General features: G+C 38.9%; 12 protein-coding genes and 2 pseudogenes. 4 read left to right on the top strand and 10 right to left on the bottom strand.

Annotation, left to right across the window (positions count from 1 at the left end; genetic code table 11):
- Positions 1–8 precede the first annotated feature (8 nt).
- From ACJJVZ_RS05125 to ilvG, 6 genes are all read right to left on the bottom strand, one after another.
- A complete protein-coding gene (locus tag ACJJVZ_RS05125; RefSeq protein WP_182701835.1) occupies positions 9–1,184 on the bottom strand; it encodes a methyltransferase in 1,176 nt (391 codons plus the stop codon).
- 62 nt (positions 1,185–1,246) lie between these two features.
- The gene (locus ACJJVZ_RS05120; RefSeq protein WP_405598676.1) at positions 1,247–2,281 is read right to left on the bottom strand and encodes an ABC transporter substrate-binding protein; all 1,035 of its coding nucleotides are present in this window, start codon (positions 2,279–2,281) and stop codon (positions 1,247–1,249) included.
- Positions 2,282–2,377: 96 nt separating this feature from the next.
- Positions 2,378–3,931, bottom strand: a complete 1,554-nt coding sequence (gene ilvA, locus ACJJVZ_RS05115; protein ID WP_405598675.1) for a threonine ammonia-lyase, biosynthetic — start codon at positions 3,929–3,931, stop codon at positions 2,378–2,380.
- A gap of 2 nt (positions 3,932–3,933) precedes the next feature.
- Positions 3,934–5,790, bottom strand: a complete 1,857-nt coding sequence (gene ilvD / locus ACJJVZ_RS05110; RefSeq protein WP_096794061.1) for a dihydroxy-acid dehydratase — start codon at positions 5,788–5,790, stop codon at positions 3,934–3,936.
- 103 nt (positions 5,791–5,893) lie between these two features.
- Positions 5,894–6,139, bottom strand: coding sequence for an acetolactate synthase 2 small subunit (gene ilvM, locus ACJJVZ_RS05105; protein ID WP_096792339.1), 246 nt, complete (start codon positions 6,137–6,139; stop codon positions 5,894–5,896).
- Entirely contained in the window at positions 6,136–7,785 is a 1,650-nt protein-coding gene (gene ilvG / locus ACJJVZ_RS05100; protein ID WP_405598672.1) for an acetolactate synthase 2 catalytic subunit, read from the bottom strand. The genes ilvM and ilvG overlap by 4 nt, the downstream gene beginning before the upstream one ends.
- 552 nt (positions 7,786–8,337) lie before the next feature.
- On the opposite strand from ilvG, the pseudogene ACJJVZ_RS05095 reads away from it, so the two are divergent.
- The 4 genes and pseudogenes from ACJJVZ_RS05095 to ACJJVZ_RS05080 all read left to right on the top strand — a co-directional run.
- Positions 8,338–9,489: pseudogene (locus ACJJVZ_RS05095) on the top strand (phosphoethanolamine transferase); the annotation flags it as partial.
- A 51-nt stretch (positions 9,490–9,540) separates the two neighbouring features.
- Positions 9,541–9,963, top strand: a pseudogene (locus tag ACJJVZ_RS05090) (response regulator transcription factor); the annotation flags it as partial.
- Positions 9,944–11,380 carry a sensor histidine kinase gene (locus ACJJVZ_RS05085; protein WP_405598670.1) on the top strand — a complete coding sequence of 479 codons (1,437 nt, stop codon included), beginning with the start codon at positions 9,944–9,946 and terminating at the stop codon, positions 11,378–11,380. The pseudogene ACJJVZ_RS05090 and the gene ACJJVZ_RS05085, both read left to right, overlap by 20 nt.
- A 50-nt stretch (positions 11,381–11,430) precedes the next feature.
- Positions 11,431–12,309, top strand: a complete 879-nt coding sequence (locus tag ACJJVZ_RS05080; protein ID WP_405598668.1) for a TraB/GumN family protein — start codon at positions 11,431–11,433, stop codon at positions 12,307–12,309.
- A gap of 158 nt (positions 12,310–12,467) precedes the next feature.
- Here the strand turns inward: ACJJVZ_RS05080 and ACJJVZ_RS05075 are convergent, their stop codons facing one another.
- The 4 genes from ACJJVZ_RS05075 to ACJJVZ_RS05060 form a co-directional block, all read right to left on the bottom strand.
- Complete coding sequence (locus ACJJVZ_RS05075; protein WP_405598667.1) at positions 12,468–14,189, bottom strand: response regulator; 1,722 nt, start codon at positions 14,187–14,189, stop codon at positions 12,468–12,470.
- A 120-nt stretch (positions 14,190–14,309) separates the two neighbouring features.
- Positions 14,310–16,643 (bottom strand): fatty acid cis/trans isomerase, encoded by a 2,334-nt coding sequence (locus tag ACJJVZ_RS05070; protein ID WP_405598664.1) that lies wholly within the window; start codon positions 16,641–16,643, stop codon positions 14,310–14,312.
- Positions 16,640–17,002, bottom strand: coding sequence for a hypothetical protein (locus ACJJVZ_RS05065; RefSeq protein WP_077536274.1), 363 nt, complete (start codon positions 17,000–17,002; stop codon positions 16,640–16,642). Before ACJJVZ_RS05065 ends, ACJJVZ_RS05070 begins: the two co-directional genes overlap by 4 nt.
- 298 nt (positions 17,003–17,300) lie before the next feature.
- Complete coding sequence (locus ACJJVZ_RS05060) at positions 17,301–18,095, bottom strand: VOC family protein (protein WP_405598661.1); 795 nt, start codon at positions 18,093–18,095, stop codon at positions 17,301–17,303.
- Positions 18,096–18,905: the final 810 nt, after the last annotated feature.

Genomic DNA, 18,905 nt, shown 5'->3' with positions numbered 1-18,905 from the left:
ACGGAAATTTAATGGATACTGGCAAGAATTAAAATATTACGAGGCGTTAACTGCTTCTCGCAAAAAATATTAACACTCACCTGATAACCTTGCTGCTGCAAATATAAAGCACGATCGAGCACAAGCCAAACCTCAATTGCTCTTCGGAACACATGTCGAACCAGTTCAATTCGGTCAGTTATTTTTTTTCGCGCCTGCCCCACTTCTAAAAACTGATTATAATCAGTAGATTGAGGTAACGTTATATCTTTTTTTTCAGCAGCCCATGCGCAAAATGATTTGAACGAATCTGAGAATATTGCTTTATTAACCGAAGGCACGCTTACGTAGTGTGATTCATTCGTAATCGACTTTCTTAGTGCGTCAAAACCGAGTCGCCATTCTAATTCTGTTTTACGCACTTTTTCCAGACGAGAAGGCGCTGTAACGGTTTCTTGCAATGCGAGCTTTAAATCACGATGCGTTAGCTTAAGCGTACTTTGCTTTGCAACCTCACTCATAGCAAGGTATTCATTAGCCGTAAATAGGTGATAACAACAAGGTGAAAAGCTAATTTTTTGTACTTTAGCTAAACTTGCTTGGCGCATAAATGTTTGGTGCAAGCCACCGCATGCGTGCAGCGCTACAGCATGCATATCAGCATTAAAAAATTGAGTGATGTCATCTTTTAGCACATCTGCTTGGCTAAAGTGCATTGCTAAGCCTTGTTGCTGTGCACTTTTTTGCCCTTGCTCACATAAGCTTTGTTGCAGCTCAATACTGTGCACATCACTGGCGCCATTAAAAGCAAGCATTCGCCCTAAATGCCCTTTACCAGCACACCACTCTAAAACTGGCTGTTTAGTATTAGGCAGTGCCGATACAAAATCTTGTAACTGATCAAACTTACGACCTTTAATACCGTTACTTATCCAAAATGGATAATCAGTTCGGTTTAACTCCGCGCCTGGTAGTTCACACAAATTAGCAAGTTCACCAAGGTCATTTATGTATTGACTAAAAAATTGATATAACTGACTTTGATCGTTATCAAGTGCTGTAACTTGATCGTCACTTAGCCCATTAAGTACCTCTTGTAGTTTTGGCCACGGGATCGCGTCAAAATCAAATGCAGTACACTGCCAATACTGGCGATTGCGTAGTAAAAGTGAATCAAGGGCAAAAAATTGCTCAGCTAAAGTCATAACAACTTAAAGTAAAAAAAAGACAGTCGATTATAGCAGTTCAGTAGATTCTCATTAAGCGGTTATTTTTTGCTAAAAATCAGCCGTATATACAAAGGTATCGAAATGATACTCACCAGAATAGCGGCTATGAGCATCCAAGATAATTGCATTGCTTCGGGTTCTTGATATTTATATATAAAACTTGCTTTAACGTCATCAAATTTACTTTGCTGTATGCTATATAAATCCGCGATTAAACGCCATTTTGCTATAGACATATGCCCTAAGTTGGTTGTAGGAGGCATTATGTAATTTTTTAATACTTCAGCCTCAAAAGCGAGCTGATGAAAACTTTTACTTGGCGCATATACTTGTTGCGTAATATTAATTGCTTCATCCATGTTCATCATCGCATAACGCCAGCCTTTTAAACTGGCCTGATAAAATTTCTCGACGGTTTGCGGGTGTTTTTTAAGCATATATTCGCTGGTAAATAAAATATCAGCGTACACATCCATACCATATCGCTGCGGACAAATAAGGCGATGCGCAATACCTTGCTGGGTCATATAATAAGGCTCAGTAGTGACGTATACTTGCATCGCATCTAGCTTGTTTTCAATCCATGCTTGATTTGGATTTTCCCCCTCATAAACCTTAAGCCTATCAGTATCTACCCCGCTGCGCTTAAGCATAACCATTAATTCGGTAGCATCCTTACGGCTTACGCCAGTAATGCGTTTATTAGCAAAGTTGCGTGGATGGAAAATATCGGAAGTATCTTTAACCATCCAGCAGTAAGGTGAAAACTGCAGCATAGCAGCCATAGCAACAAGGGGTTGACCATTAATACGTTGCTGTAAAATACCTGAATGACCGACCCCAAACTGTGCTTTATTATTGGCAACAGGTTCGAAGGTATCGGGCATCATCGGATTAGCGGGATTAATAATTACATCAAGGCCAACTTCTTCATAAAAACCTTTTTGTTTTGCCATATAATAACCAGCAAACTGAAATTGATGCGTCCATTTTAGCTGTAATGTGACTGATTCTTGCGCCACTATATGGCTACAAAAAAAGCACAATCCAATAATTAATCCCTTAAATAGCAACTAGGTATCCTCAAAAGTATGGCGATTACCTGTAACTATATGTAAAACGTGTAATAAAGCAAGCACCCTAGTTAGGTACCTGCCTTTAAAGAAGGATTATACTGAGGCGAGTTTTTCGGCTTTTTCTGCTTGCGGTTTTGATGTTAAAAATTGGCTAAAACACGGGTTTTGTGTTTCATCCTGTACACTGTAACCTAAGCGATTTAAATGCTCGTTAAACATTTCATACTGACTAGGCTCAATAGCAAAACCTGCCAGTACATTCCCCATCGAACCACCGTGATTACGATAATGAAATAAGGTAATGTTCCAATTACTGCCTAAAGTATCTAAAAAGCGTGCAAGCGCACCTGGATACTCAGGAAATTCAAAACGCAATAAACGCTCATGTAATTGCTCTGGTGCTTTTCCGCCAACCATATAGCGCACATGTAATTTAGCGAGTTCGTTATCCGAAAGATCGCAAAATTGATAATCGTTATTTGTTAAGTCTTGCTTTAGCTCATTGAGTTCTTGCTCGCCTTGGCGAAGGGCAATACCGACAAATATTTGTGCTTCACCAGGTCCTGCATAACGGTAGTTAAACTCAGTAATAGCACGGCCACCTAAAGAAGCGCAAAACTGTTTAAAGCTGCCTTTTTCTTCTTTGATTGTAACGGCTAATAACGCTTCATTTTTTTCACCCAGCGCTGTGCGCTCTGCCACATAACGCAGGCGATCAAAGTTTAAATTAGCACCCGATAAAACAGCGGCTAAGTGCAATCCTTTTAACCCCGGTTGCTGACTCCATTTTTTAAGCCCAGCCGTTGCAAGTGCACCTGAAGGCTCTGCAATTGCACGGGTAGATACAAAAATATCCTGCATGGCTGCACATATTTCGTCGCTAGTTACTGTAACAACCTCATCGCAAAACTTTTGCGCTAAACGAAATGTTTCAGTGCCAATAATTTTAACTGCTACGCCATCGGCAAAACTGCCAACGCGATCAAGCTCTACTGGCTTACCGGCTTCAAGCGCTGCTTGTAAACATGCACTTTCGTCGGCTTCTACACCAATTACTTTTATATCTGGACGCAACGATTTAATATAAACCGCCATACCAGCAAGTAAACCGCCGCCGCCAACAGGAATAAACACAGCATCAAGCTCGTTTAATTGCTGCATTAATTCGCGCGCAACAGTGCCTTGACCAACAATGACATCTGGATCATCAAATGGTGGGACAAATATACCGTTACGTTGCTCTGTAAGTTCAAGCGCATAGGCTTTTGCTGCATCAAAATGATGCCCATGTAATACAACTTCACCGCCAAGTGCGCGTACGGCGCTTACTTTTATTTCAGGCGTTGTTACTGGCATTACAATGGTGGCTTGATGCCCTAAGTGAGATGCACTTAATGCAACCCCTTGAGCATGATTACCCGCAGAAGCGGTAATAACCACCGAACCTTTAGGTAATTTATTTAATTTGTTATACGCCCCGCGTAATTTAAACGAATACACGGGCTGTTGGTCTTCACGCTTTAACCAAACATGGTTACCTAGCTTTTTACTGAGTTCAGCCATTTCGCTGACCTCAGTAACTTTAGCCAAAGGCTCCATGTTTGCTTGAATAATAGCGCGAAAATAATCGAGCTCTTGAGAGACCATAATTAACTAAGCGCCTCCAATTTAGCTAAATCGCGAACAGCGCCTTTATCGGCACTCGTTGCAAGTAATGCATAGGCTTTTAAAGCAGACGACACATAACGTTCACGATCAACTGGTTTGTACGCCATTTTTCCGCGTGCTAATTGCTTTTGTTTACGTGCCTCAAGTTCTTCATCGCTTAGCGCTAACGTAATTTCGCGTGTTGCGATATCAATAATGATTTTGTCGCCATTTTCAACATAAGCAATTGCACCACCACTTGCAGCCTCTGGCGACACATGGCCAATTGATAAACCCGAAGTACCACCTGAGAAACGACCATCAGTAATAAGTGCGCATTTTTCAGCTAAGCCTTTCGATTTTAAGTAGCTTGTTGGGTATAGCATTTCTTGCATCCCTGGGCCGCCTTTTGGCCCTTCATAACGAATAACAACAACATCGCCGGCTTTTACTTCATTATTTAAAATACCTTCTACCGAATCATCTTGTGATTCGTACACCACTGCGGTGCCTTCAAAATGCAGCATTTCGTCAACGACGCCTGCACTTTTCACAACACAACCATCAACGGCTAGATTACCCGAAAGCACAGCTAAACCACCGTCTTGACGAAAAGCGTGTTCAACGCTTCGAATACACCCATTCACACGGTCGTTATCGCCTTCATCCCAACGACACTCTTGGCTCATTGCTTTAGTTGTACGAATGCCCGCAGGGCCTGCACGATAAAACTTGCGCGCCGCTTCGTTCGTAGGGTCAGTTGCATCCCATTTTTTAACAAGTTCAGCCATTGTTGACCCAGCAACATGATTAACCGACATATCAACTAAGCCTGCTTTACCAAGCTCGCGAACGACTGCCATCATGCCACCAGCGCGATGTACATCTTCAATATGGTACTCTGGTGTTGCTGGTGCCACTTTACATAAAAACGGTGTTTTACGAGAAAGCGCATCAATGTGCGACATATCAAAATCAACGCCCGCTTCTTGCGCTGCAGCGAGTAAATGTAATACGGTATTTGACGAGCCGCCCATTGCAATATCAACAACCATTGCATTCATAAAGGCTGTTTTGTTAGCAATAGCGCGTGGCAATACATCTTGATTATCTTTTTGATAATACTCACGACATAAATCAACAATACGAGCCCCCGCTTCAACGTACAGTTGTTTACGGTCTTTATGAGTGGCAAGCGTGGTTCCGTTACCCGGCAGCGCTAAGCCTATTGCCTCTAACAAACAATTCATTGAGTTTGCAGTAAACATACCCGAACACGAACCACATGTAGGGCACGCAGAGCGCTCTACTTGCTCTGAATCTGCATCACTTACCGATTCATCAGCGCCTTTAACCATGGCATCAACTAAATCAAGTTTAATGTCGATGTTAGCAAGTTTAGTTTTACCCGCTTCCATTGGACCGCCCGATACAAATATTACCGGAATGTTTAAGCGTAGTGCTGCAAGCATCATTCCTGGCGTAATTTTGTCGCAGTTTGAAATACAGATCATCGCATCAGCACAATGACCATTTACCATGTACTCAACCGAATCAGCAATTAAATCGCGCGAAGGCAGCGAATAAAGCATACCGCCGTGCCCCATCGCAATACCATCATCAATCGCAATGGTATTAAATTCTTTTGGAACGCCACCGGCCTGGGTTATTGTCTCACCCATAAGCTCACTAAGCTGATTAAGGTGTACATGCCCTGGTACAAATTGTGTAAACGAGTTAACTACGGCAATAATCGGTTTACCAAAATCAGAGTCTGTCATACCTGTTGCGCGCCATAATGCTCTTGCGCCTGCACGTTTACGTCCTTCAGTTGTTGTTGCACTTCTTAATTTAGCCATAGTTACCTCAGTTTTTGCCGCAATGTAAGCGGGCATTCCTCATTCTAAAATTGGTGAATAACCGAGTGACTCAGTTACTCGTAAATTATTTTTTAATGCGTAATTACACAGCCTGTTGGTGCTGTAAATTTTGTAAAGTGACTTCTTTTACATCCACCAGCTTGTTTAGCTGGCTGGTTAATAGGTGAATAGGTTTATCACTATCTACCGTCATGACCACATTGTATAAGCCATCATCCATATTGAGCTGAAAATGCGTAAGGTCAAAACCACGATGACGCACAACGCGTAAAAAGCGCTCTACCGCTATACTTTGGCTTTTTAATGCAATAGTTAGGCTATGTTTCATTGTGCTTTCTCCGTCATCATTTCGTCGTTAGCAGCCCCAGGTGGTACAAGTGGCCAAACGTTTTCTTTATTATCAATACAGGCATGTACTATGTACGGGCCTTTACTGTTAACTAATGCTGTAATAGCATCATCAACTTGGTTCGCGTGGGTAATTGTTTGCCCAGGAATACCAAATACAGCAGCTAATTGAACAAAATCTGGATTATCCGAAAGGTCAGTTTCAGAGTAACGCCCTTCAAAAAATAGTTCCTGCCATTGGCGAACCATACCCAAGCGCTGATTATCTAAAATTAATATTTTTACAGGTAAATTATTACGGCGAATAGTGGCCAATTCTTGAATATTCATCATTATTGAGCCATCACCCGACACAGTAATAACAAAGTCATCAGGGCGTGCTACCTGCGCGCCAATAGCCGCAGGTAAACCAAAGCCCATTGTACCTGCACCACCACTGCTTAAATGATTACTCGGGTGAGTAAACTTCATGTGTTGTGCTACCCACATTTGGTGTTGACCAACATCGCAACACACAACACCCGTTTTTGGCATGCGTTGGCTCAATTGGTTTAACAAGTACGGTGCATATACCTTCTCACCTGGGTAGTCGTAACGCCACGCGTGCTTAATATTCATTTCTTTATTTGTGTCACACCAGGCTTTAGGTGCTACAAAGCACTCAAGTGCGGGTAACGACGTTTTTAAATCAGCAATTAATGAGGCTTTAGCAGGTTTTCGTTTACCAACTTCAGCGGCATCTATATCTAAATGGATTACTTTTGCTTTAGCTGCAAATTTAGCTAAGTTACCTGTTACGCGATCATCAAAGCGTGCACCTATACATACAAGTACATCACATTCTTGCACCGCAATATTAGCAGCTTGACCACCATGCATACCTAACATACCCAAGTAATGCTCGTAATCTGGTAACACACTGCCTAGCGCTTTAAGTGTTGATACAGCTGGCATCTGCGTTTTGTTTAAAAACTGCATTAACTCGTCTTGCGCATCAGCAGCTTGTACACCACCGCCTACATACGCTACAGGCTGTTTAGCCTCACTCAACAGTTGGTTAGCAATAGCAACTTGCTTTAAATCTAACTCTGGTAAGTATTCATCAGCTGCAAGCCAAGGCTTAAAAGGGACTTGCGCCATTTGAATATCTTTTGGGATATCGACAAGTACGGGACCTGGTCGGCCGCTTTGCGCTAAATGGATAGCTTCTTGTAATATCTCTGCTAAGTCTTCAGCTCGTTCTACCATGTAGCTATGTTTGGTACACGAAAGCGACATACCTAGTACATCTATTTCTTGAAATGCATCAGATCCAATGGCTGCAGTAGGCACTTGGCCGGTGATCGCTAACAACGGAACTGAGTCCATCATCGCATCAGCAAGGGCTGTTATTAAGTTAGTTGCACCTGGGCCCGATGTTGCAAAGCACACGCCTAATTTACGCGTACTGCGAGCATAACCAACAGCGGCAAACCCTGCACCTTGCTCATGGCGAGTAAGGTAGTGTTTGACTGGCGCACCATACAGCGCATCGTAAATTGGCATAATAGCTCCGCCTGGGTAGCCAAATACTTCATTTACGCCGTGTTTGGTCAATAAATCGATTGTTAGTTCTGCGCCTGTCATTAATAAACCCTCATTCCTCAGTGACAACCCAATTACATTTTCACGCTAAAAATTTTACCCTTAAAACTAAAAAGCCCTCCGAACGGTTAAGTGCGGAGGGCTCTTTAATGCTTAAGTTTTTAAAGCACTACGAAGCCCTCGCGGGAATAATCACCACGATAATAATCAGGACTAGGTTAAGTGCGTTTGTAAGCATGTAATTAATACCAAATTTTGTTCAATTATCGCGAAGGTTATTCCTTCGCTCTCTTTTTATATTAGTACCGCGCTAGGCCCTTTAAGTCAACACCAAAGTTAATCTAACAAAAAGACTAAAACACAATTTATCAGGTTTTATAATTCACTATATAAGTTAGTAGTGGTTTTTTTATGCTCTAATTTTAATCTCAGAAATTCACTATTCTTATATCCCTTATTTAAGGTTTGATTAATTTTTGAGAATGTTTTTATAAATAAAATTATTTATCACCTTCAGGTAATGCGTAGGTTCTCTTAAGCGACTCTTAAGTGTTGTTGCATAGCATGGCGTTGTTATTTTAAACGAGCCTGTATATGAACGTAGTTAGCCAAACACCAGCACAAAAAAAGCCAAATCGTAGTAAACGGTTTTACATTCACTGTAGTGCAAATGCCTTTGTAGTGATGATTGCCTGTTATTACTGTTTAGTTATAAACATTCCTTTTATTCAAGGTTCGTTTAGCGCCATCACCTCCCTTGCATCTTTTTCGTGGCTATTTTTACTTTCAGTGCCACTACTGTTGTTATGCCTTTTAATTATTTTCTTTTCGATAGTGTCGGTTAGGTGGTTACTAAAGCCAATTAACTACCTTTTACTGATAATTTCGAGCGCTGTGCTTTACGGCTCATTAAATTACGGCGTCGTGTTTGACTATTCAATGATTCAAAACACGTTTGAAACGGATTCAAGCGAAGCACTGAGCTATTTAAATCCGCAGCTCATAGGCTTTCTACTGCTGTTTTGTGCGCTACCTGTTTTTGTATTAAGCAAAGTAAAAATACACTTTACCCGCCCTCACCAAGAAGCGATTAGTCGCATAAAACTTATTGTAGCGTGCTGCTCATTAATTGCTTTAGTGGTCATAAACTTTTACGCCGACTACGCAGCCACAGGCCGCAATAACCGTATTTTAAAAAAAGAAATCATTCCCTTTCAGTATCTCTCTAGCGGTTATAAATATATGCGCGATCAGCTGCTGTATACCAATATGGAATTTAAAAATATAGATGCAACACCTACGCTTATTGCGCCAAACACCACCAGCGTAACAGTTATAGTTGTTGGCGAAACCGCACGAGCAGAAAACTTTGCTTATCAAGGTTATAAGCGCAACACCAATCCTTACACACAAAAGTACAATGTGAAGTATTTCAAAAATGTGGCGTCTTGTGGCACCGCTACGGCTGTGTCTGTGCCGTGTATGTTTTCACTGCAAACACAAAATAACTTTGATCGATTAGCAGCCGACAACCAACAAAACCTAATTGGCTTAGCACAACAAGCTGGCAGTGACGTACTGTGGGTTGATAACAACAGCGGCTGCAAAAATGTATGCACCCGTGTTGTTAATATTGATATACCAACCGCCCCATCAGCGCTTTGCGATGGGAAATATTGTTTTGATGAAGCACTGCTTGATCCACTTAAGCGCAAACTCGCTAATTTAAGCCAAGCTAATACCGTTATCGTCCTACATATGATGGGCTCACACGGACCAACCAACTTTAAACGCTACCCAGATAAAATTAGCGGCCTTATAAAAGGCGCTGACGATTATTTAACTAAGCCATTTTCGTTTGAAGAACTCCATGCTCGCGTCCTTGCATTGCTTCGTCGTGGTTCACTGCAAAACCAGCAAAATACGCTTACCGTAGGCGATTGCGTATTAGATCTTTCGCTTAAAACTCTCCATTACAAGCAGCATGCCATTGAGCTCACTCGCAATGAATACAAAATAATAGAATGCTTATTTAATGCCCCAGAGCGAGTATTGGGGCTTGAACTTATAAGTGAAGCGGTGGTAGGTCAGTTTGATATGCTCTCTAAAAATGCGCTTGAAGCACACATCTCAACCATACGTAAAAAAGTAAGACAGTTTGACGGCGAGCTCCCGATAAAAAATAAACGTGGATTTGGTTATGTCGCAACAACAAAATAAAAGTCACTCAATAAAACGTAAACTCGTTAATAATATTAGCGCTGTGATCTCAGTTATTTTATTCACCATATTTTTAACCGTTGATTTAAGCGTTGATACTTGGGTGGAAGATCAGTTCAATCAGTCTTTAACTAACAAAGCTAACTACTTAAAAACCTTAGTTGAAGATGACAACAACGTGGTTGAATTTGATTTTGCTGGTGAATTTATGTCGGAGTATGAAGCAGCCGATGCCACGGAGTTTTACCAGTTATGGCATGGCCGTGATGTTTTTGAGCGTTCGGACTCATTAGCGCTTTATGAAAATGCTAACCTGCCTTTTTTAAAAATGCCGATAAACGAATCTAAAATTATAGATTACGAGCTTCCTAACGGGCGTGATGGCCGCGCACTTATAAGTCACTTTGTAGCCCAAAAAGACGATAGAAACCCCACTCACTCTGCTGTTTTTAATACCATGACTCTTGCGATTGCAGCGCCGACAGCCGAACTTAATAAAGTACTTATTATTATTGATGTGGTCTTTATTTTAACCTGTGTGCTTGGTGTGTTTGGTGTGCGCTATTTAGTGACACGTATTGTAAATAAAGGTCTGCACCCGCTACACAACTTAAACGACCAAATTAAGTTACTCGATATTACTGGTGTTGCGCAAACAATAGAAAGCGACTTTAAAGTAGAAGAAATAGAACCCATACGTAACGAGCTAAATAAGTTTATTACCGTTAATCAGCAACTCTATAGTAATGAAAAACGCCTAACAAGCGACATTGCACACGAGCTAAAAACCCCAATAGCTGAACTCATAAGCCTTTCAGAAGTGGCTATTCGCTACCCTGACGATAAACGTATTAGCGACACCTATACCAGTGATGTACTTAATATTTCACAGCGTATGAAAACGATAGTGAATAACCTATTGTTATTACAACGTTCAAACAGCAGTACAATGAAATTAGATATAAAAGCAATCACCCTCAATAACTTAGTCAATCAAACTATTAATGAACTGACTTTTAAGCACCCAACTATTAAATCGCGTTTAAGAAGCAATATTAGTGAAGACCTTACACTTATGGCTGACGAATTTAGTTTAAATACTATTTTGTGTAATTTGATTGATAACGCACTATTTTATGGACTTCCTGAAGACCCTATTAGATTAAGTGCAGTAAATAACACGAAAAATATTACTGTCTCTGTTAGTAATAAAATACACAAGCCACTAAGTCACGATCAGTTGACCGCTATTTTTGATCCGCTCTATCAGTTAGATTCGTCACGAACTAATAATCAACGCCACGGTTTAGGGTTATCTATTGTGCAGAGCTTGTGTAACTTAAATGGCCTTACAATTACAGCTAACAATACCAAAGATACCACGCTAACGTTTATATTAACGTTACCCACTAAGTGAATTTAGGTTAGTATTTATATTACTAATTCTCGAAATTTTAAGGATAAACCATGAATGCCCTGATCCGCATGAGCCATTTATTTATTGTGGCGTTACTTATAACATTTAGCTTTAACAGCTACGCAGATCCTGCCTTATATAAAATAGAAAAAAATGGCGTTAGCTCTTACTTATTTGGCACCGTACACGTTGGTGATGCCAGCATGAAGGGCTTACCTATAAAGGTAACCGATGCAATTAGCGCAAGCAAAGAAGTTATTGTAGAGGTTGATATAAGTAAACTTACACCATTTGAAATGCAGCAGCGCTCAATGCCACTTATGATGCAAACCGATGGTAAAACACTGCAAACAGAACTGTCTAAACAAAATTACAATAAACTAAAAGACTACTTTGCTAAAAAATCGATTGATATTGCTATGTTCAATGCTTTAAAGCCATGGGCCGTAATGGTTACCATGATGCAAATTGAATTTCAAAATGCAGGCTTTTCTGATCAAACGGGCATAGACAAGCAAGTACTTAGTTATGCAAAAGAGCATAATATTAAAATTGGCGAGCTTGAAACCCTAGAGCAGCAACTACAAATGTTTGATGGTATGGCGCTATTAAGCAATGAAATGATTGAAGAAACCTTTGAGCAACTAGCCGATATTAATACTTACTTTATCAAGTTAGTTAATGCATGGAAAAGCGGTGACATGGATACACTAACCGATTACTACAACATGAGTTTTGATGAGAGTGACTACGGTAAGATCAGCGAGCAAGTAATGCTAATTAATCGTAACAATAATTGGGTTAAACAACTCACACCCCGTTTAGCAAACGAGCAACTGTTTATTGCGGTGGGCGCTCTACACTTACCTGAGCAACACGGTCTAATTAAACAACTACAAAAGCAAGGTTTTACCGTTAGCCGTATTTAATCCTCTATAAAATGAAATGAGCAGGCCAATGTTTGCTCATTTTTATACGCTGAGCTACTTCCTAATTTTATTTACACAATAACAATTTAGATAATTTACTTTACAGCTAAAAGCACTGAGTTGATAAAATTTTGTCATTTGAGATATCAAAAATAGACCTATTTACGACTATACACTTTCGCTAATACATCAATCACCATCTGCTTATCTATAGGCTTAAAAACATGGGCATTAATCCCACATTCACCTGCATACGCGATATCACTATCGGAGGTATTTGCAGTAACAACAATGATTGGTGTTGATTGATCAAATGCTCGTATTTTTTTACTCGCTTCAAAGCCATCCATTACGGGCATATTTAAATCCATAAATATTACGTCATATCGTTCTCTAGTGACCATTTCACAGGCTACTTTACCATTTTCAGCAGATACGCAGCTATAACCGAGTGATGTCAAAACTCGTGTTAATACCAGCATATTTAATGGGTTATCTTCAACAACTAAGCAATGAAGCGTTGAAGGTAGTATTGTCTTCTTCGATTTATCTGGCTCATTAATAGTAATTGGTATTTTAAGCGTGACCAACGCCCCACCATGTTCATTATTTTCAAATAATATTTTGCCATGAAAAGCTTTAACAATGTATTGCACGCGCGCAAGGCCTGTTCTAAGGCCTTGAAAATGATTGCTTTGCTCCTGCGAATTAAATACAGGGCTATCTACCTGACTTAAAAAACCACATCCTGTATCTTTTACCGTAACAATTAATTGCTCGCAATCCACTTTAGCATCGATATGAACTTCACCCTGCAGGGTAAACTTTAACGCATTACTTAATAATTCAGCTAGCATCTGCTGCAAACGCTTATGATCGAGTTCAGTAGTACAATCAAGAGTCGAATCGAACGAGGTTATCAACCTTATACCTTTCTGCTCATAAGCATACTTATAAGTGGTTAATATTCTTTCTAGTGATCGTAATAAATTTTTATTTGTTAATTGCAGTGACCAATGCCCTAAACTCAATGCTTGTAAATCTTGAAGTTCATCGAGCATCGCTATTATTCTTGACGCGCAAAAAGCCGCCTGCATTTTAATTTTTTTTTGCTCATCTTTAATATATAGAGTTTCGATTGACGAAATCAGCCCTTGCAATGGCGTTCTGAATTCATGACTAGCTCTGGCAATAAAATGTTCTTTATTTTTACTCACCTGATAAGCAAACTCCTTCTGTTTTTGAGAATCAGTCAACGCATTAAGTATCTCCTTTTCCATTGGCATAAATACAAACCGTAGCTCTACAAGTAGCAATAGCATGGCAGCAAGCCAAAATAGCAGCTCAAGATTAGACACCCAGTTCATTTTTGTGATTGCTTCGGTCTCAAATAAACTTACAGCATAATCTAACTGTTTTAATAGAACTTCAACTTGTGTAACAGAAAATATTTGCCTATCTACTTGTCCTTGTTGATAAAGTAGACTTTCAGCCTCTTGAATAAATACCTTAACTTGAGAGTCGAGTTTATTCGGAGTTGATGTGTATAGCTTTACAAGCTTAGGAGTAAGGTACTGATATTCGCCATCATCATTTTTAGAAAGCAAATATTCATGACTATTTTTAAATAATAGTAATGACGCTTTTAGCGCTTTAATATGGTTGGTAGCATCTACTGAAGATATGAGTAATTCATTACTATGCCAAGCAATTTTTTGCGAAAGCATTCTTTGTTTACCTGCGATATTGATAATTTTTGCATCATATTTTTGCACTGATAAAAAATACTGCATAAGTGATGCTGATATGCTTATTAAGACCGCGATTGCGATTAAAGCCCATTGGTAGCGGGTTCGGATATTTGCGACAACTTTAAACATACTATGGCCAGTTTTTGTTTTAAGTGTAGCTTAATTTTTTAAAACAAATAAACGGCTTCAATATGATTTTTAAATAAAAAAGCCCAACTTAAAAAGCTGGGCCAATAAAAAACTATTTAATTATCGATTCTCTAAGCGATTATAATCGAACATTCCATATTCTATACCGCGATATTGTTTAGCTGTATCGTGCAGAATATCACTATACTGCCAAAATTGAGGGTGAGTACGTCGAATACCAAACTTAGACTTTAATGCTCTATAATCAGCCTCTATTTGCATCATGGGTAATTGCTCTGTAAAAGCAGCCACTTGCTGATCATTATTTAAATACCAAATAGATTCTGGATAGTCACCAATAAAGCCTGGAACAATAGTCGCTGTATCCTCTTTATAAGCACGTTGCCCATCTTCATTTAATAAACTGGATATATTGTAGTGTGCATTGTGATGAATAATAGTATAAGCCTTGTGGCTATCATCAGACTGCTTAACTAAAACAAAAGATAATTGCGGCAATAAATTAACTGCTTTTGCTGGCATAGCATTTATTACGCCTAGCGCTTTAGGTACTTGAGTATAGTCATATTGCTTACTTAACACTGGCGCTAAAGCCTCTTTCATTAAGCCATAAAGCTCATGTTGAGGATCATTTGTTTCATATTCAATACCACTTGGTTGACTAAACTCTCGATTATTTTTAAAAAAGTCAGCAAGACTCGGTGGCGATTTGCGATACCAATGTTTTTTAATTTGATCACGCTTATGCTCAGGTAATAATGCTAAAAAGTTTTGCTCACCTTCTAAACGTAAAAAGTCCATATATAAACGCGTTATTAGCTGATGCCCAACATTACCATACACATCAAAGCCGGCGACTAGAAGGTAATGTATACGTTCAAATAAGGCATAATCGAGGATCCATGTAGTTTTTGGCTCTTGTCCTATAAAACCTTTCACAACAGTGGCACTATCAAAATGACGAAAAATAGTCAGTGCCGCATTTTCATTATGCCCATCGCCTTTCCATAATAAGTCAGTTGTTAAGTGCTCCCCACCTTTAAACATTTCATTAGCAAGGCCAACCTTTGCTTTTAAATATTTTTGTTCTAACGCTGAATATTTAACCCAGTTAGAAATAGGTAAGGCATTACTTTCCTCAGCAGCGGGCAGTTCAAGCGCATCTTCATGTTGCATGAGCATTTCACCAACAGCGGGAGTAGCTACTTTAGCTGGATCAGCAAACGCGACCCAAAAATGGTCGTTAATCACATTTAAAGCAATTTGACCACGACAAACCGGCCCTTTAATAAAGCCCATTATAATTAATTCAGCTTCATCCAGCATAAACTGATATTTTGAATTAATAGGAATAACTTCGAATGTTTTAAATGGGTTAGATGCTGACTCAGGCTTATAACTTGGCATTTGAGTAACAGTATAATCAGGAGCAATAAATTGATCATATAAACGCAGTAATTTAGCTTCATTAAGCTCTAGCGGTAAATGCGTTTTAGATAATATTGTTGTGCGCTCTTGCATAAATCGGTAATAAACACGACTAACCTTAGGGTCGTCATAAGGGCGACGTGTATTAATAAGCTTTATTTTCTCTCCTGGGGGTGTGCTAGATCGTACTAACTTAAAAAAGCTCTGTGGATTTTCTGGGGTAAAATAAATATGTGCTAAAAACCAGTGTTCATAAATATAACGAGCCGATAACTGATATTTTAAACTGTCTTGATTTAAAAAGGCTTCCCATCCGTTTATTTTATTTTGCTCGAGTTTACTTGGCGGCGTAATATGCGACATTTTACCGCCTGTTTTAAGCCATCTTTGTAGATGATTAAACTCTTCGCGTGATACGCCAGGCAATCCATAGGGCATACCACCATGAGGTTGTTCATCAGCTAATTGATCAAATTCCCCCATCGTTGCACAAGTTTGAGAGCGATTTAAAGAAAAATCAAACTCATCGTCTAATACTTCATTTGCTGGTAATTCATGGCTTTGTTTAAGTACTAAACTATTAAATAAAACACTGCCGGCTAAATTCGCCTCTTCAGTTTGTATTCGCTCATTAAGTACCGGCGTAAAGTTTTTCCCCCGCCATTGCTGAGTGTTAGTCGCATCAAATAATAAACGGCTCGGAGTCGTTGCCAATAAACGAGTTCCATCGTAAACCAACTCTTTACTCAACCCTCGATCTATTCCTTCAGGCGATGACAGCTTAAGTTGGCACGGAGCATCATAGCAACCATGGCAAACCACACAGCGGGTATCTAGCACCGGCTTTACATTTTGTAAAAAATCAGCACCTGAAAGTGTAGAGTGTGAAACAATTCGCTCTTGTGTTTGTTCCAAACCAAATAAATCATTGTAGTGAACATTACCCAAGTACGCACAACCACTAAGAATTATTAATACAAATGTACTTATTATGATTTTTTTCATTCGTCTTCGTCGCCCAAGTCGAAAGTAGGCATCATATCCATTTGTGGAGAAACGAATGCCTTTTGATCTTCAGTATTTAAAATAACACTTAAAAGCGGTCCGTGCGTTAATGTTATTTGCGCATCATGTTCTTGATCTAATATCTTTAAATATGGGGAGTCAGCAATAAGTAATTCATAACTATTAACGGTAATAGCGATACTGCTATCTTCACTTGGATTCTGGCAAATTTGAGCAAGTAACTCATCATCAAGTCCAATTGATATTTCAAAATCAGGCTGCTCTAAATCTCTTTCACTTAATGTTTCATCTAAAAGAAATAAAGGGAGGGTTAAATTGCTATCTTGTTCAAATTCCATTGCGTTCTCTGCACTTACTGACGATTTAATTGGTTAGCATTATAGCAAAATTGCAAATAAATTAACGCTAAAGGGAGTGTAAAATAATTAAGCACAAAGCCATTTAATCTTGCACTTAATAATTATACCAATTGCATTAAATTAGTGATCTATTATAGCGATAAGAAAATAGCGCAATAACAAGGCCAAAATTATGATACATAGTTGTTCTATATAAATAATTTTTAACGTCGTTAGTGAGTTATTTAATACGCTAGAATGATCATGTTTTTAATAAAATTGGTATTACATAACCGCATTAAACGTTATCCATAGCAGATTCGATCACCGAAAATACAGCGCCTTGGGGGTCGCAGATAACACTAAAACGCCCAACTTCAGGGATATCTGTCGCAGGAACACATATTTCGCCCCCAAAACTAATCGCTTTATTTACAGTTGCATCGCAGTTTTTTACCGCAAAGTAAATCATCCAATGAGCAGAAATATCTTCTGGCCACTCACTTGTCATTTCAAGCATGCCAGCAATGGGTTGCCCATCTACTAAAAACAAAGTGTAGTCCATGCCTTCCATCGGCTTTATTTCGCTTGTCCATCCCAATAAAGAACAATAAAAATCGCTACTTACTTTGCTATCTCTGGTTGCTAGCTCATGCCAATATGGTGTATTTAATTCACCTAAGCGTTTACAGCCTTTATGCTCATTTGCTTGCCACAAAGCCACCGTAGCACCAGCAGGATCTATTAGCATCAGCATACGCCCAGCATTCATAACATCATGAGGACCCGCAATAATCTCAGCCCCGAGCATTTTTGCTTTAACTGCGCAATTATCAACATTATCAACTGCAATATACGCCAACCAGTGACTGGGAACTCCGCCATCAACTTGCTCTTTGGGCATTTCATACATAGCGGCTATATCATCCCCTTGTTTTTGTAACATGGTGTAATATACGCCTTCTCCAATAGCTTGATCATCATATCCCCAGCTGAATAATGAAGTATAAAAGTTTTTACCCTCTTTCCAGTTTTGCGTACATAACTCAGACCAGCAAAAAATCCCATGCGAATGGCTTTTAGTCTTATTCATTATTAAACCCTTATTATTTTAATTTTTATTTACCTGATAAATCATATAACTAAAATTTAGCTTAGAGCAGTAATTAATCAATATTAATAGGCAGAAATTAAAATGGCTTAAAGTAGAGTGATATACATTTTATATCTAATACCAATTCGCTTAATTAAGTAATCTATCCTGAGGTAAGAAAATCGTGTCGATAACAAGGCAAGAATTTCGTTATTTAGTTGTTCTATATCAGAAATTTTTAACGCAGTTAGCGTCAGATTTAATCCCTCAAATTGATTAAGTATTATTGCGGATTGGTATAAAAAACAGATAAATTATATCAACCGGCTAAGTACCAGCTCTGCTCAATATTAAGGAAATTATCAGCGGTTAATTTTTTGAAGGTTTAATTTGCGGCAGTATGCTTTATTTTTACGCAAAAAAGAGATTATATAATGCGTTTGCTCCCTATTATACAAATCTATTTATATATGAGGCCTATTTAACGTTAATAAAATTACGCTAGAACTAGGCAAAAATTTTTGTATCTAGTGTTCTAAATAAAAAATTTCAACGACGTTATAGTGCAATTTAATTCGTTAAATTGATCAAAGATTTATGCAGTTTGGTATAAGTAAGCGGTGATAACAAAAAACACCACTTTCGTATTTTAATACCAATTCCATTAATTTTGTGATCTAATAAGTTTCTATTTATAGGTGGTGAAATATGACACAAGACTTAGATAAAATGATTACTTCAACATCAGATGCCCGATTGAGACTTCGTTTATTAGCTATTTCTCATTTTTTAGATGGGAAAAGTAGAGCC

Origin of the sequence: Pseudoalteromonas sp. Ld19 (assembly GCF_045064135.1) — a bacterium.
Taxonomy (GTDB): domain Bacteria; phylum Pseudomonadota; class Gammaproteobacteria; order Enterobacterales; family Alteromonadaceae; genus Pseudoalteromonas; species Pseudoalteromonas aliena.
This window is presented reverse-complemented; position numbering and strand designations above follow the sequence as displayed.

Bases quoted from the DNA above. Each gene is read 5' to 3' on its own strand.
- ACJJVZ_RS05125 (WP_182701835.1), bottom strand. From the start codon at position 1,184: ATGACTTTAGCTGAGCAATTTTTTGCCCTTGATTCACTTTTACTACGC.
- ilvA (WP_405598675.1), bottom strand. From the start codon at position 3,931: ATGGTCTCTCAAGAGCTCGATTATTTTCGCGCTATTATTCAAGCAAAC.
- ilvD (WP_096794061.1), bottom strand. From the start codon at position 5,790: ATGGCTAAATTAAGAAGTGCAACAACAACTGAAGGACGTAAACGTGCA.
- ilvM (WP_096792339.1), bottom strand. From the start codon at position 6,139: ATGAAACATAGCCTAACTATTGCATTAAAAAGCCAAAGTATAGCGGTA.
- ilvG (WP_405598672.1), bottom strand. From the start codon at position 7,785: ATGACAGGCGCAGAACTAACAATCGATTTATTGACCAAACACGGCGTA.
- ACJJVZ_RS05085 (WP_405598670.1), top strand. From the start codon at position 9,944: ATGTCGCAACAACAAAATAAAAGTCACTCAATAAAACGTAAACTCGTT.
- ACJJVZ_RS05080 (WP_405598668.1), top strand. From the start codon at position 11,431: ATGAATGCCCTGATCCGCATGAGCCATTTATTTATTGTGGCGTTACTT.
- ACJJVZ_RS05075 (WP_405598667.1), bottom strand. From the start codon at position 14,189: ATGTTTAAAGTTGTCGCAAATATCCGAACCCGCTACCAATGGGCTTTA.
- ACJJVZ_RS05070 (WP_405598664.1), bottom strand. From the start codon at position 16,643: ATGAAAAAAATCATAATAAGTACATTTGTATTAATAATTCTTAGTGGT.
- ACJJVZ_RS05065 (WP_077536274.1), bottom strand. From the start codon at position 17,002: ATGGAATTTGAACAAGATAGCAATTTAACCCTCCCTTTATTTCTTTTA.
- ACJJVZ_RS05060 (WP_405598661.1), bottom strand. From the start codon at position 18,095: ATGAATAAGACTAAAAGCCATTCGCATGGGATTTTTTGCTGGTCTGAG.